Origin of the sequence: Arthrobacter sp. NPDC057009, assembly GCF_042673905.1 — a bacterium.
Taxonomy (GTDB): Bacteria; Actinomycetota; Actinomycetes; order Actinomycetales; family Micrococcaceae; genus Arthrobacter.
This window is the reverse complement of sequence record NZ_JBHUSB010000015.1, coordinates 23224-36744: the sequence shown is the minus strand read 5'-3', so window position 1 is coordinate 36744 and position 13521 is coordinate 23224. Positions and strand designations below refer to the sequence as shown.

The window sequence follows — 13521 nt, the reverse complement described above, 5'->3', positions numbered from 1 at the left end:
ATGGGCACAACAAAGTGTTACTGCTTACTGGAAATTGTAGGGCAGGCCTACCTGCAGAACTAACAGTTACACAGGCTTCTGCCCCGGGCTTGACCCCGCCAGCAGCTCTATGCTGACCGGAGTTGCCTCTGCCACGACGTTGTGGTGGTGGGCGCTCCGAGCGGTAACTCTCTGCTGCCCTGGGTACCGGTGCCTTCTAGCGCGAGCTGTCGGCGTCCGGCGCGGTTCCGGTGTCTGTGCCACCGGGCTTTCCGGTGTTCCGCGACTCCGCGGCGGTTGGGGTGCCGCCGGTGGATGCCGGGACTGCTTCCGTTTGGGCAGAAGCTAGCCCGGAACCGTTTTGGTTATCAGGGAGATTACCACGCGATTCACTATCTGAGACAACGGCGTCCGTATCACGGGCTGGATGGCCGGTCACATTCGGAGCGGAAGCGGAGCCGCGTGGCGTCTCCGAACCAGCTGCCAAACCCTCATTTTCAGCGCTGGCCGGCTGGTCGCCGTCGGCCTTCCCAGCCGCCACAGCGGCGGGCTCCCGGCCCGGCAGGTAGACACTGTCGGGGTTGCCGCCCTTGCGCCGCCCCAGCATGATGAATACGGCAAGAGCCGCGATGAACACGAAGATGCTGGTCCAGACGTTCAGCCGGGTGGTGATGCCGAACAGGCTGATCTGCTCGGCGTCGTCGATCCGCATGGCCTCGATCCAGACCCGGCCCAGCGTGTAGTACATGGCGTACAGCCAGAAGAGCCGGCCGCGGCGGAAGTGGAACCGCCGGTCCAGCGCCAGGAGGATCAGCACCCCCGCGATGTTCCAGAGTGATTCATAGAGGAACGTGGGGTGGAAGAGGGTGTCGGCGGGGTAGCCGGCCGGGAAGTTGGCGTTGTCGGCGTCCACCTGGAGGCCCCAGGGCTGCGTGGTGGGACCGCCGAAGAGTTCCTGGTTGAAGTAGTTTCCCCACCGGCCGATGGCCTGCGCCAGCAGCAGCCCGGGGGCTGCCGCATCCATGAACGCCGTGAGCTTGACCCCGGCGCGGCGGCAGCCGATCCAGGCGCCGAAGGCACCCAGCACCACGGCGCCCCAGATTCCGAGGCCGCCGCGCTGGATCTGTGGGATCAGCGACAGGTCCCCGGTGCCGTCGAAGCCCGGACCGAAGTACGCGTCCGGCGACGAGAACACGTGGTAGAGCCGGCCGCCGATGATGCCGAACGGGATGGCCCAGATGGCGATGTCCCAGACGCTGCCTTCAGGCGCCCCCCGCTTGGCCCAGCGGACGGACGTCAGCCACAGGCCGACGACGATGCCCGCCAGGATGCACAGGGCGTAGGCGTGGATGCGGAGCGATCCCCACGGCAGCGGAATGTCGAATCCGGACCAGTCCGGGCTCGGAATACTTGCGGGCACCATGCCGGCTGGAAGCAGGCCGGCCTGTACCAGCGTGGCTGCGGTGAGGAGCGTCTGCATGGCTGCGGTTACTTCCTGGTCAGTCCGGTACTGAGGTCTTTGGTCAGCTTGGCGACGGCGTCCACTCCGCCGTCGCGGACGGCTGCCACGAGCGCCGAGCCGACAATCACGCCGTCGGCGTAGGCGGCGATCTCCGCCACCTGCTCCGCCGTGGATACGCCGAGGCCGACGCACACGCGCTCCGCTCCGGCCGCCTTGGCCGCGGCCACCACACCGTTGGCAGCATCGCTCACGGCCGTCCGTGCGCCGGTGACGCCCATGATGGAGACGGCATAGATGAAGCCGCGGCTCGCGTCCACGGTCCGGCGCATCCGCTCAGGGGTGGAGGAAGGCGCCACCAGGAAGACACGGTCCAGGCCGTACTTCTCCGAAGCTTCCATCCACTCGGCCGCCTCGTCAGGAATCAGGTCCGGAGTAATGAGCCCCGCTCCCCCGGCCTCGGCCAGGCGCCGCGAGAACTCGTCCACGCCCATGCGCATCACGGGATTCCAGTACGTCATGACCAGGACGGCGGCGTCGGTCTGGCTGGTGATGCCGGCGACGACGTCAAAGACCTGCCGGACGTGGAACCCCTTGGCCAGCGCCTCAGTGGTGGCCGCCTGGATGACCGGGCCGTCCATGACCGGGTCCGAGTAGGGGATGCCGATCTCAATCAGGTCGGCGCCGTTGCGTGCCAGGGCGATGCCGGCGGCGATCGTCTCTTCGACGCTGGGGTACCCGGCGGGCAGGTAGCCGATGAGGGCCGCGCGGCCCTCCGCGCGGGCCTTGTCGATGGCAATAGCCGACTTGCTGGTGATCTGCTTGCCGGAGTTCTGTGCAGTGGTCACAGCTGCTCCCCTTCCTTGCCGATGGTCGCCTCGGCCGAGTCCTTCTCCAGCAGGTCGAACCATTCCGCGGCGGTTGCCACGTCCTTGTCTCCCCTGCCGGACAGGTTCACAATCACGATCTTCTCAGCGGCGTCGCCGCCTTCGGCCGCCAGCCGCTGGCCCACTTTGATGGCGCCGGCGAGGGCGTGGGAGGACTCGATCGCGGGGATGATGCCCTCGGTCCGGCACAGCAGCCGGAAGGCGTCCATGGCTTCGCTGTCCGTAATCGGCTCGTAGCTGACGCGTCCGATGTCGGCGAGGTAGGAGTGTTCCGGCCCGACGCCGGGGTAGTCCAGCCCGGCGGAGATGGAGTGCGACTCGATGGTCTGGCCGTCGTCGTCCTGCATGAGGTAGGACCGGGCACCGTGCAGCACGCCGGGCCGGCCCAGCGTGATGGTGGCCGCGTGGCGGCCCGTCTCGACGCCGTCGCCGCCGGCCTCAAAACCGTAGATCTTCACGGACGGGTCGTCCAGGAAGCCGTGGAAGATGCCGATGGCGTTGGAGCCGCCGCCGATGCAGGCGCAGACGGCATCCGGCAGCCGGCCGGTCTGCTCAAGGATCTGCTCGCGTGCCTCGTCGCCAATGACTTCGTGGAAGTAGCGGACCAGGGCCGGGAACGGGTGGGCTCCGGCTGCCGTGCCCAGCAGGTAGTGGGTGTTGCCGACGTTGGCCACCCAGTCGCGCAAAGCCTCGTTGATCGCGTCCTTCAGGGTCTGCGACCCGTTGGTGACGGGGATGACGGTGGCGCCCAGGAGCTCCATCCGCGCCACGTTCAGCGCCTGCCGGCGGCAGTCCTCGGCGCCCATGTACACCACGCATTCCAGGCCCAGCAGCGCCGCGGCCGTCGCGCTGGCCACGCCGTGCTGCCCGGCGCCGGTCTCGGCAATGACCCGGGTCTTGCCCATCCGCTTGGCAAGCAGCGCCTGGCCCAGCACGTTGTTGATCTTGTGTGAGCCGGTGTGGTTCAGGTCCTCGCGCTTGAGGAAGATCCGGACACCGCCGGCGTGCTCGGCAAAGCGCTTGGCCTCGGTCAGGAGCGAGGGCCGGCCGGAGTAGTTCTTGTTCAGCTCCGCGATCTGGGCGGTGAACTCGGGATCGGCTTTGGCCTTCTCGAAGGTGTCCTCGAGCTCGTCCAGGGCGGCGATCAGTGACTCAGGCATCCAGCGGCCGCCGTACTCGCCGAAGTAGGGTCCCGGGGCGTGGCGCAGCGAGCGGCCTCCCTGCAGGAATGCGTCCACCGAGCCCTGGTCAGAGCCGGCTGTTGGCGCGTCGGCCATCAGTCTCACCATCCTGTTCACTTTTTCTGTTCGATGTCAGGCGCCATCCGCCCGCACGGTGTGCGGACAGACGGCACCACGGGTGGGTGGGAGCTCAGGCCCGGGCGGCGATGGCCGCGGCCCCGGCCGCTGTGAACTCCGCGATGCGTTCACGCGGGGTGGCGTCGCTGACGAGCGCCTCCCCCACGAGGATGGCGTTGGCGCCATGTGCCGCGTAGTGCGCGACGTCGTCGGCGTTCCGAACGCCCGACTCCGCCACCACCACGGCACCGGAAGGAATGCTGCCGGCGAGTGAGGCGAAAACGGAGCGGTCGACGTCGAGCGTCTTAAGGTTGCGGACGTTGACGCCGATGATCCGGGCGTCGGTGGCCACCGCGCGCTCCACTTCGTCCGGGGTGTGGGTTTCCACCAGCACGTTCATGCCGAGCTCACGGCTCAGTGCACTGAATTCGCGCAACTGCTGGTCCGACAGGGCGGCGACGATCAGCAGGATGAGGTCCGCGCCGTGCGCGCGGGCTTCCCAGATCTGGTACTCGTCCAGCGTGAAGTCCTTGCGCAGCAGCGGGACATCCACCCGGGCGCGGACGGCGTCCAGGTCGGCCAGCGAGCCGTTGAACCGGCGCTGCTCGGTGAGCACGCTGATCACCGCGGCTCCACCGTCGGCGTACTGAACGGCCAGCGACGCGGGGTCCGCGATGCTGGCGAGGTCGCCCTTGGAGGGGCTGCGGCGCTTGATCTCGGCGATGACTTTGAGCTCGCCGCGGTCCGCGGAGGCGCCGCCGAGCGCAGCCCAGGCGTCCCGGGCAGGAGCAGCCGCCAGGGCACGGTCCTTCAGTTCCGCGAGGGACACGAGGCGCTTGCGCCCCTCCATGTCCTCCCTGACACCGGCGTTGATGTCGTCGAGAACCGTCACGGTTAGTGGCCGGAGTTCTTGATCTTGCTGCCGCCTACGCCGTAGCCTGCCTTGCGCATGATGAAGCCGGCCAGCAGGCCGAGGACCATGACGCCGATGCCGCTCCAGAAGATCGGGGTGTTCGCGATCACGAAGGCGATGGAGGCGATGAGGGCGCCGATGAGCATGACGATGACGCAGGTCCAGGCGGCCGGGCTGTTGCCGTGGCCGAGGTCGATGCTGTGGTCGATGCCGTGGTGCTGCTTGGGGGCCGCGGGCTTTGTACCGGAAACAGTGGCTTTGCTCATGTGAATCTCCTCAGGATCAATACTGCTTACATTCTGCCATTTTTTGCCGCGGCCTTCGGCATCGCGGCCGGGGTGCGTGCCTGCATGACCCGCCGGCTCAGGTGGGGTCGTCGCCCCGGGAGAGCCTGTCCCAGCTGTCGATCTCGTCCACGGGACCGGTCTGCTGGCCTGCGGGACCGGCCGCGGCGGCGTCGTACCTGGTGCGGGACTTCCAGTACCGTCCCGCCGGAACCACCAGCAGGCCGCACACGGCCAGCAGCGAACCTGCGACGACGGCGAGCACCGGGAACGCACTGACGCTCACGTCCGCGCTGCCTCCCGAGACCCCGGTGGCCGCGGCGATGGATCCCTGGGCCGCGGCGAGGGGATCAGCGAGGACCGTCGCGGCAGCGGCGATGATGCCGGCAGCTGCGAGCACGATGATGGCGGTGATGATCCAGCGTCCGATTTTTCCCGCGATGGACGCCGCGAGACCGCCCGCCAGTGCGACGAGGGCCAGGGCCGTGACGGTTGTGGCAGCCTTGCTCCCCTGCACCTGAAGACCGCCCTCGCTGCCTGCGGCCTGGCCCAGCTGCTGCGGGTCGAGGTGGACGGTCAGCCAGGTCTGGGTGGTGGTGCCGAAGGCCGCCAGTGCAAGGGCCGCGATCAGCATCACCACGGTGGACTTGCGGGCCCACCCCGGAACCCTGCTGGGCGCCTTCGCCGGTGTGGCGGGTCCTGCGGGTCCCGCCATCAGGAGTTTGCCTCTTCCACCGGGCCGGGGGTGTTCACCGAATCGGGCGTGATGTTGTGCAGCGAACCGGCGGTGTGGACCGCACGCAGCGGGGCCGCTGCCTTGTTGACGGTTTCCTGTGCCTCGGCCGGGTTGCTGGAGTCCGCCACGATGCCGCCGCCGGCCTGGACGTATGCGCGTCCCTCGCGCAGGAGCGCGGAACGGATGGCGATGGCCATGTCCATGTCACCGGCGAAGTCGAGATAGCCCACCACCCCGCCGTAGATGCCGCGCCGGTGCGGCTCGAGCTCATCGAGCAGACGCAGGGCGCGGGGCTTGGGGGCGCCGGAGAGGGTTCCGGCCGGGAAGGTGGCTTTAAGGACGTCGTAAGCCTTGGCCGTGGGGGCCAGGCGTCCGACGACGGTGGAGACCAGGTGCATGATGTGGCTGAACCGCTCCACCTCCATGAACTGGGTGACATCCACAGAGCCGGCCACGCATACCTTTGAGAGGTCGTTCCGGGAGAGGTCCACCAGCATGAGGTGCTCGGCGCGTTCCTTCTGGTCCGCGAGGAGTTCCTCGGCCAGCGCCTTGTCCGCGTCCACGGTCTTGCCGCGGGGCCGCGACCCGGCGATGGGGTGCGTGATGACGTCCTCGCCGGTGACGGTCACCAGCGCCTCCGGCGAGGACCCGACGATCGAGTACTCGCGGCCGGCGGCATCCTCGAGGCTGAAGATGTACATGTAGGGGCTCGGGTTGGTGTTGCGCAGCACCCGGTAGACATCCAGCGGCGACGCCCCGCACTCCATCTCGAAGCGGCGCGAGATGACCACCTGGAAGACTTCGCCGTCCACGATCGCCTCCTTGCCGCGGTCGAGGGCAGCGAGGTACTCGGGTTCGTGCCAGCGTTCCTGGACGCTGGCGGCAAAATCGAGGGCGGCCGGTTCCAGCACGGACACCGGCTGGAGCACCGGGGTGCTGATGCGCGCCAGCAGTTCCTTCACACGCGCGACGGCGTCATGCCAGGCTTCGTCGACCCGCTCGGAGCTGTTGTCGAAGTTGATGGCGTTGGCGATCAGCAGCACCGTGCCGTCCATGTTGTCGTGGACGGCCATGTCGGTGACGAGGTTCAGTGCCAGTTCGGGAAGCTGCAGGTCGTCCTCGGGCGGGCTGGTCAGCTTTTCCCAGTGTCGGACCGTTTCCCAGCCCAGGAATCCCACCAGGCCGGAGGTGAAGGGCGGGAGCCCGTCGAACCGGTCGGTTCGCAGCGCCTCGATGGTGTCGCGGATGGCGTCAACAGGGTTTCCGTCCACGGGCACACCCGCCGGCGGCTCACCCAGCCAGTGCGCTTCTCCGTCCTTGGTGGTCAGTGTGGCGCGGGACCGTGAACCGATGAACGAGTAGCGGGACCAGGCACCGCCGACAGCCGCCGACTCCATGAGGAAGGTGCCCGGCTGGCCCTGCGCCAGCTTCCGGTACAGCCCGATCGGTGTTTCAGCATCCGCCAGCACCTTCAGCCGGACAGGGATGACCCGGCTGTGGGCGGCGAGTTCCCGGAATTCTTCCAGGCCAGGGCTGATGATTCCGAGGTCCTGCATCGCTATTGGTTCTCCGTCTGTTTTTGAGTGAAAGCCTGTTGGGTGGGTGAGGTGGGCCGCTAGTTGGCCGGACCTGCCACAACGTCGAAATCCCGGCCGTCAAAGCAGGTGCGTGTACCGGTGTGGCATGCTGCGCCCACCTGGTCCACCCGCACAAGGAGGGCGTCGCCGTCGCAGTCCAGGGCAACCGACTTGACCCACTGCACGTGGCCGGACGTATCACCCTTGCGCCAATACTCCTGGCGGGAGCGTGAGTAGAACGTCACGCGGCCGGTGGTCATGGTCCGGTTCAGCGCCTCGTCATCCATCCAGCCCAACATGAGGACCTCGTTGGTGTCGAACTGCTGCACGATGGCAGCCACGAGTCCGGCGCCGTCCCGCTTCAGCGCCGAGGCAATCTCGGCCGGCAGGGGGCTCCCCGGCAAAGGGCTCTGACCGGCGTCGGAGGAAGGGGCGCCGGCAGTTGCGGCGGTGGCGGGGGTGGGGGCGGGCTGCTCAGACATCACGTCAAGTCTAGTGCCCATCCCGGGACGCTGGCACAAGCACGGCCCGCAGGGGCTCTGAGGCACCTGCGGGCCGTGCGGTGATCTGAATAAAGCCGTGATCTGAATGAAAAGAAACCCGTCAGGAAGCGGAACGCTTCACCACGATGTCGTCGATGTAGCTGTCACCCATTTGGCGCCCGTGCTCTGCGCCGAACTGGACCCTGCTCAGGACGGTAGCGGGCAGATTCACCGTCCTGTTGAAAACCTGGACAGTCCCAAACCAGATCTGAACCGTGGACCGGGGGCCGTCAGCGCGGACCTGCATCCTGATGCGCTGCCACGTGTTCAGCGGCACGCTGGCGTTCTGGAGCTTGACATACGTTACCGAGCCGCCGGGATTGGCGGTCCGCAGCCACAGCTGTCCGTTGGCGTTGTTGCGGAAGACATCGGCCACGCGCGTCGTACCTGAGAAGAACCGGACGTACGGAACGTTGTTGCCGGCAAGGCCGCCGGTGGTGATGTTTACCCAGGCGTCCGTGCTGGCCCGTTTGGTCCCCGCGGGCAGCGCCAGCCGCATGTTCGCCACCGAGCCTGCTGTGTCCGTGGCCCGGATCCGAACCGAACATGTTCCGGAGTGCGCCTTGGGGCTGAACACAGCCACGGTTCCGGTCCCTGCAGTGCTCTTTACAAAGGGCGACAGGGTGTTTCCCTCGAAGTTGGTCGCCGTGACGAGCGTCCCGGTGAAGGTGGTGCTGGCCGGTGCCGCGAGGCCCGTCCGGCACGTTGCCGCCATGGCGGCGTTCGCGGAACCGAAGATCAGACTGCCCGATACAAGCAGCCCCAGGCTGCCCAGTGTGCCAAATTTCTTTAGAGTGCTCATAGCAATTCCTCACGCTACAGATGGAGTTTTCTTATTCGCTCCACTGCAGCCTTCCGTTCACTCCCGGAAGCAGACCAAAAGCGTCTGATGGTGCGCTGGAGCCCAGTTTGCGTGTGCACTCCCCCTGCAAATACTTAGAGCGCCAGCTTGGAAAAAACTTGGGAATTCTTGAAGGGTCCCCCGTTTCGGGCAGGGCACAAATTCACGGACATCAACAGACTGCGCAACTGCACCGGGGACGTGCTAGTTTTCCAAGTGATGCATTTCGTCGATCCGTCCCGAGAAGTCCTGGCCGAGACCCTGCTGGCGGCCGGTCCTGACTCCCCCACGCTCTGCAAGGGCTGGAAGACCAGGGACCTCGCAGCGCACCTGTATTTGCGTGAGCGGAAGGCCGCCGTCGGGCTGGGCCTGATCATCAAGAGCCTGTCCAAGGCATCGGACAAGGCAACCGCCCGGCTGGCGGGAAAACTCACCACGGCCGACGACTATGCCAAACTCGTGAACTCTTTCCGGGCAGGACCGCCTGCACTGTCCCCCATGAAGATCAAGGCGCTGGATGAGAGCTCCAACCTGATCGAATACTTCGTCCACACCGAGGATGTCCGCCGGGCCGTTGACCGCTGGGCGCCCCGGGCCCTCGACGAGGAATACTCGGACGCCCTGTGGGATGAACTGGTCAAGCGGGCAGCTATCCTCTACCGCGGCGTGGACCTGGGCATCGTCCTCGTCAGCCCCTCCGGCCCCCGGCACGTCGCCAAGCGCGCACCGGTCTCCGTAGCCATCGTCGGTGAACCCGGCGAACTGCTGATGCACGCCCATGGCCGCACGCGCCACGCGCTGGTCACCTTCGAAGGCCAGCCGGATGCCGTCGCCCTCCTCCAGTCAGCCGAAGTCGGGCTTTAACAAAAACTGACTCGCAGTTGTTGTCGTTTTGAACGCTCAAAACGACCACAACTGCGAGTCAGTTGGGTATTAGCGGACCTCGAAGCCGGCGTCGCGGATTGCCGTCTTGACCTGGGCCATCATGTCGTCCGGGCCCCAGTGGAAGATCGAAGCGGCAAGCACGGCGTCTGCGCCGGCCTGCACGGCGGGCGGGAAGTGCGCAGGCTCGCCCGCGCCGCCGGAAGCGATGATCGGAACCTTCACGGCGGCGCGGACCAGCCGGATGAGCTCAAGGTCGAAGCCGTCCTTGGTGCCGTCGGCGTCGATGGAGTTCAGCAGGATCTCACCCACACCACGGTCAGCCGCTTCCTTGGCCCAGGCGACCGCATCGATCCCGGTGCCCTGCCGGCCGCCGTGGGTTGTCACTTCAAAGCCCGACGGCGTGGGCTCGGATCCGGGGCGGGTGCGCCTGGCGTCCACGGACAGCACCAGCACCTGGGAACCGAAGTGCCGGGTGATTTCGTCGATGACATCGGGGCGGGCCACAGCTGCAGTGTTGATGGAGGCCTTGTCGGCTCCAAACCGCAGCAGCTTGTCCACCTCCGCCACGCCGCGGACGCCGCCGCCGACCGTGAGTGGAATGAACACTTCCTCGGCGGTGCGCCGGACGACGTCGAACGTCGTTTCCCGGTTGCCGGAGGAGGCGGTCACATCGAGGAAGGTGAGTTCGTCGGCGCCGGCGTTGTCGTAGCGGTGCGCCAACTCAACGGGATCACCGGCATCGCGGAGGCCCTCGAAATTGACGCCCTTGACCACGCGGCCGGCGTCCACGTCCAGGCAGGGGATAACGCGGACGGATACAGCCATGACTTCTCCTGTTGTACTGCTGGGGGTGTGCTGAGGGAAACCGGGTCAGATCCGGCAGGCGTGGATGCTGCTGACCAGGATGGCGCGGGCGCCGAGGTCGTACAGCTCGTCCATGATCCGGTTGGTTTCCTTCTTGGGCACCATGGAGCGCACGGCCACCCAGTCCGAATCGCGCAGCGGCGAGACGGTGGGTGATTCCAGGCCGGGAGTGAGGCCGGCGGCCTGCTCCACGAGTTCCTTGCGGATGTCGTAGTCCATGAGCACGTACTGCCGCGCCACCAGGACGCCCTGCAGGCGGCGGATCAGGACGTCGATCTCCTTGGCCGTGCCGTTGGCAGCGCCGCCCTCGCCGGTGCGGCGGATGAGGACAGCCTCGGACTTGAGGATGGGGTCACCGAAGATTTCCATGCCGGCGGCCTTGAGGGTGTTGCCGGTCTCGACGACGTCGGCAATGGCGTCCGCCACGCCGAGGCGTACGGAGGATTCCACGGCGCCGTCCAGCCGGACCACCTTCGCCTTGATGCCGCGTTCCGCGAGGTAGTCGCGCAGGAGCCCGTCGTAGCTGGTGGCGAGGCGCTTGCCCTCGAGTTCCTCCACGGTGCTGAAGTCGCCGACCGGGCCGGCGAAGCGGAATGTTGAGCCGGCAAACCCGAGCGGAAGCAGTTCCTCTGCCTCCACCTGTGCGTCCAGCAGGAGGTCACGGCCGGTGATGCCGACGTCGAGCGTTCCCTGCCCGACGTACACGGCGATGTCCCGCGGGCGGAGGAAGAAGAACTCGATGTCGTTGTCCGGATCCACCATGACCAGTTCACGGTTGTCCCGGCGCTGGCGGTAGCCCGCCTCGGACAGCATGGCGGAGGCGGCTTCGGACAGGGATCCCTTGTTGGGTACGGCTACACGCAGCATTAGGAGGTCTTTCTGGTTTGGAAGGGTGGGTCAGTCAAGCGGGGCCACGCAGAGGCGGCTAGAGATGCTTGTAGACGTCTTCCAGGCTGAGGCCTTTGGCGAGCATCAGGACCTGCAGGTGGTACAGGAGCTGCGAGATCTCTTCGGCCGCGGCCTCGTCGGATTCGTACTCGGCTGCCATCCAGACTTCGGCCGCTTCCTCCACGACCTTCTTGCCGATGCCGTGGATTCCCGAGTCCAGTTCGGCGACGGTCCGGGAGCCTTCGGGGCGGGTCGCTGCCTTCTCGCTCAGTTCGGCGAACAGCGTCTCGAAATTCTTCACGCCCTCCAGCCTACTTGCTCCGGGCAGGGGCCCGCGTGTCGGGCAGTTCCATGACGGCGGGGATGTGAGCGATTACACACGGAGTGTGCTTGCGCCCGCGTCCCCGCACGTGCCCTGGAACTGGGGAAATACGTTTTAGTAGTTCTTAAGAAGCAGCGCCGTGGACAGTGCGGCCGTGACGGCCTCATGCCCCTTGTCCTCGGAGGATCCGGGCAGGCCTGCCCGGTCCAGGCCCTGCTCTTCGGTGTCGCAGGTGAGCACGCCGAACCCGACCGGCACACCGGTGCGGACGCTCACGTCGGTAAGTCCCGACGTCGCGGCCTGGCAGACGTAGTCAAAGTGCGGCGTTCCGCCGCGGATCACGACGCCGAGTGCGACGACGGCGTCAAAGTGCGGCGCCAGCCGAGCAGCAGCCACCGGGAGTTCGAAGCTGCCCGGGACGCGCAGCACGGTCGGCTCGCTGATGCCGGCGTCCTTGGCAGCGCGCAGGGCGCCGTCGAGGAGGCCATCCATGATCTGGGTGTGCCAGCTGGCCGCGACGATCGCCAGCTTCAGCTGCGACGTTTCAGCGGGGTCGAGGGTGGTGAGGTCAATCTGGGGTGCGCCGTGTCCGCTCATAAAGTGGTCCTGATCCGTTCAGTCTTGTTCGTGTTCAAAAGTATCGGTGCCGGTGCGGGGAAGCCCCGCGGTCTCGGTGTCGAGGTTCAGCAGGTGGTCCATGCGGTCCTTCTTGGTCTGCAGGTACCGGAGATTCTGTTCCCGGGACGGCACCTCGGTGGGCACCATCTCGACGACCCTTACGCCGGCCGTAGCCAGGCGGTTCTGCTTGTCCGGGTTGTTGCTCAGCAGCCGGATCTCGTGCAGGCCCATCTCGGCCAGAATCTGCGCCGCTGCCTTGTAGCAGCGGGCGTCGACGGGCAGTCCGAGCTGTTCGTTGGCCTCGACGGTGTCGAACCCGGCCTCCTGCAGGGCGTACGCCTTGATCTTGTTGGCCAGCCCGATGCCGCGGCCTTCCTGGCCGCGGAGGTACAGCAGCGTGCCGCCGTTCTCGGCGATCAGCTCCAGGGCGTAGGCGAGCTGTTCGCCGCAGTCACACCGGTAGGAGCCGAACACATCGCCGGTGAGGCATTCCGAATGCAGGCGCACGAGGGGCGCCTTGCCGTCCTTGGGAGGATTCGGGGAGCTGACCGCCAGGTGCTCGGCGCCGGTCACCAGATCGGTCCAGGCCTGGGTCACGAAATCACCGAATGCCGTGGGCAGCTGGACCACGGGCCCGCTGCTCACCGGATGCGGCTGCCGTCCGTTGCTGCTCGGTTCCGCTGCTTGAGGTGCCGTCATCGTGTTTCCCCTTCTCCGGCCGGACTGACTTCCAAAGTGCTCTCCTGTGAAGATACACGGTTGCCAGCTCCCAGATAGGCAACCAGGTCCTCAATGGAGATCAGGGGGCAGCCATGCTCGGCAGCGAAAACCCGGAGGCCGTCCAGCCGCATCATCTCCCCGTCGTCGTATACAACCTCGGCAATCACGCCCACCGGCTCCAGGCCGGCAAGCCGGCAGAGGTCGACGGCCGCTTCGGTGTGGCCGGGGCGTTCACGCACTCCCCCATTAACGGCCCGCAGCGGGAAAATATGCCCGGGGCGGGTCAGGGTCTCCGGACCGCTGTGGGGATCGGCGATGATGCGGGCCGTGAGGGCCCGGTCCGTGGCCGAGATGCCGGTGCTCACGCCGGTGGCGGCGTCGCAGGACACGGTGTAGGCAGTGCCCTTCGCGTCCTGGTTGACCTCCACCATGGGCGGCAGTTCCAGCGCGTCGGCCCGGGCGCCGTCGAGCGGCACGCAGATGACGCCGGAGCTGTACCGGATGGTCCAGCCCATGAGCGCCGGTGTGGCGTGCTGGGCGGCGAAGATGATGTCGCCTTCGTTTTCCCGGTCCTCGTTGTCCACCACCAGCACCGGACGGCCGGCCGCCATGGCGCGGACAGCGTCCTCAATCGAGTCCAGCGTCATCGTGCCGGAGGTGACGTCGCCGGAAATCGCAGCGTCGAGTTTTGGTGCGCCGTTGAGATTC

Annotated in this window: 16 protein-coding genes; 1 reads left to right on the top strand and 15 read right to left on the bottom strand. The window is 66.9% G+C overall.

The features are described from left to right. Positions 1-196: 196 nt before the first annotated feature. The 9 genes from lgt to ACFTR6_RS15610 all read right to left on the bottom strand — a co-directional run bounded on the left by lgt (position 197) and on the right by ACFTR6_RS15610 (position 8477). Entirely contained in the window at positions 197-1459 is a 1263-nt protein-coding gene (gene lgt, locus ACFTR6_RS15650; RefSeq protein WP_377958546.1) for a prolipoprotein diacylglyceryl transferase, read from the bottom strand. 8 nt (positions 1460-1467) lie between these two features. Continuing rightward, positions 1468-2286 carry a tryptophan synthase subunit alpha gene (gene trpA, locus ACFTR6_RS15645; RefSeq protein WP_377958545.1) on the bottom strand — a complete coding sequence of 273 codons (819 nt, stop codon included), beginning with the start codon at positions 2284-2286 and terminating at the stop codon, positions 1468-1470. Next, on the bottom strand, positions 2283-3602 hold the full coding sequence (trpB, locus tag ACFTR6_RS15640; RefSeq protein ID WP_377958544.1) for a tryptophan synthase subunit beta: 1320 nt from the start codon (positions 3600-3602) through the stop codon (positions 2283-2285). Before trpB ends, trpA begins: the two co-directional genes overlap by 4 nt. Before the next feature lie 94 nt (positions 3603-3696). After that, the gene (gene trpC / locus ACFTR6_RS15635; protein WP_377958543.1) at positions 3697-4515 is read right to left on the bottom strand and encodes an indole-3-glycerol phosphate synthase TrpC; all 819 of its coding nucleotides are present in this window, start codon (positions 4513-4515) and stop codon (positions 3697-3699) included. 2 nt (positions 4516-4517) lie between these two features. Then, positions 4518-4802 carry an HGxxPAAW family protein gene (locus tag ACFTR6_RS15630; RefSeq protein ID WP_076797916.1) on the bottom strand — a complete coding sequence of 95 codons (285 nt, stop codon included), beginning with the start codon at positions 4800-4802 and terminating at the stop codon, positions 4518-4520. Between the two features lie 97 nt (positions 4803-4899). Next, the gene (locus ACFTR6_RS15625; protein WP_377958542.1) at positions 4900-5535 is read right to left on the bottom strand and encodes a Trp biosynthesis-associated membrane protein; all 636 of its coding nucleotides are present in this window, start codon (positions 5533-5535) and stop codon (positions 4900-4902) included. Beyond that, complete coding sequence (locus tag ACFTR6_RS15620) at positions 5535-7112, bottom strand: anthranilate synthase component I (protein WP_076797918.1); 1578 nt, start codon at positions 7110-7112, stop codon at positions 5535-5537. Before ACFTR6_RS15620 ends, ACFTR6_RS15625 begins: the two co-directional genes overlap by 1 nt. 59 nt (positions 7113-7171) lie before the next feature. Continuing rightward, on the bottom strand, positions 7172-7615 hold the full coding sequence (gene hisI, locus ACFTR6_RS15615) for a phosphoribosyl-AMP cyclohydrolase (RefSeq protein ID WP_377958541.1): 444 nt from the start codon (positions 7613-7615) through the stop codon (positions 7172-7174). 121 nt (positions 7616-7736) lie between these two features. Beyond that, on the bottom strand, positions 7737-8477 hold the full coding sequence (locus ACFTR6_RS15610; RefSeq protein WP_377958540.1) for a hypothetical protein: 741 nt from the start codon (positions 8475-8477) through the stop codon (positions 7737-7739). Positions 8478-8735: 258 nt separating this feature from the next. On the opposite strand from ACFTR6_RS15610, the gene ACFTR6_RS15605 reads away from it, so the two are divergent. After that, positions 8736-9380: a TIGR03085 family metal-binding protein gene (locus ACFTR6_RS15605; protein ID WP_076797921.1), complete on the top strand. Its 645-nt coding sequence runs from the start codon at positions 8736-8738 to the stop codon at positions 9378-9380. 69 nt (positions 9381-9449) lie between these two features. Here ACFTR6_RS15605 and hisF read toward each other — a convergent pair whose 3' ends face one another. From hisF to ribB, 6 genes are all read right to left on the bottom strand, one after another. Beyond that, entirely contained in the window at positions 9450-10226 is a 777-nt protein-coding gene (hisF, locus tag ACFTR6_RS15600) for an imidazole glycerol phosphate synthase subunit HisF (RefSeq protein ID WP_377958539.1), read from the bottom strand. A gap of 45 nt (positions 10227-10271) precedes the next feature. Next, positions 10272-11132, bottom strand: a complete 861-nt coding sequence (hisG, locus tag ACFTR6_RS15595; RefSeq protein ID WP_076797923.1) for an ATP phosphoribosyltransferase — start codon at positions 11130-11132, stop codon at positions 10272-10274. Positions 11133-11190: 58 nt separating this feature from the next. Then, complete coding sequence (locus ACFTR6_RS15590; protein WP_076797924.1) at positions 11191-11454, bottom strand: phosphoribosyl-ATP diphosphatase; 264 nt, start codon at positions 11452-11454, stop codon at positions 11191-11193. A 135-nt stretch (positions 11455-11589) separates the two neighbouring features. Further along, the gene (gene ribH / locus ACFTR6_RS15585) at positions 11590-12072 is read right to left on the bottom strand and encodes a 6,7-dimethyl-8-ribityllumazine synthase (protein WP_076797925.1); all 483 of its coding nucleotides are present in this window, start codon (positions 12070-12072) and stop codon (positions 11590-11592) included. Between the two features lie 18 nt (positions 12073-12090). Further along, the gene (gene ribA, locus ACFTR6_RS15580) at positions 12091-12792 is read right to left on the bottom strand and encodes a GTP cyclohydrolase II (protein WP_087872620.1); all 702 of its coding nucleotides are present in this window, start codon (positions 12790-12792) and stop codon (positions 12091-12093) included. Continuing rightward, complete coding sequence (gene ribB, locus ACFTR6_RS15575; RefSeq protein WP_076803448.1) at positions 12789-13460, bottom strand: 3,4-dihydroxy-2-butanone-4-phosphate synthase; 672 nt, start codon at positions 13458-13460, stop codon at positions 12789-12791. The genes ribA and ribB overlap by 4 nt, the downstream gene beginning before the upstream one ends. Positions 13461-13521 lie beyond the last annotated feature (61 nt).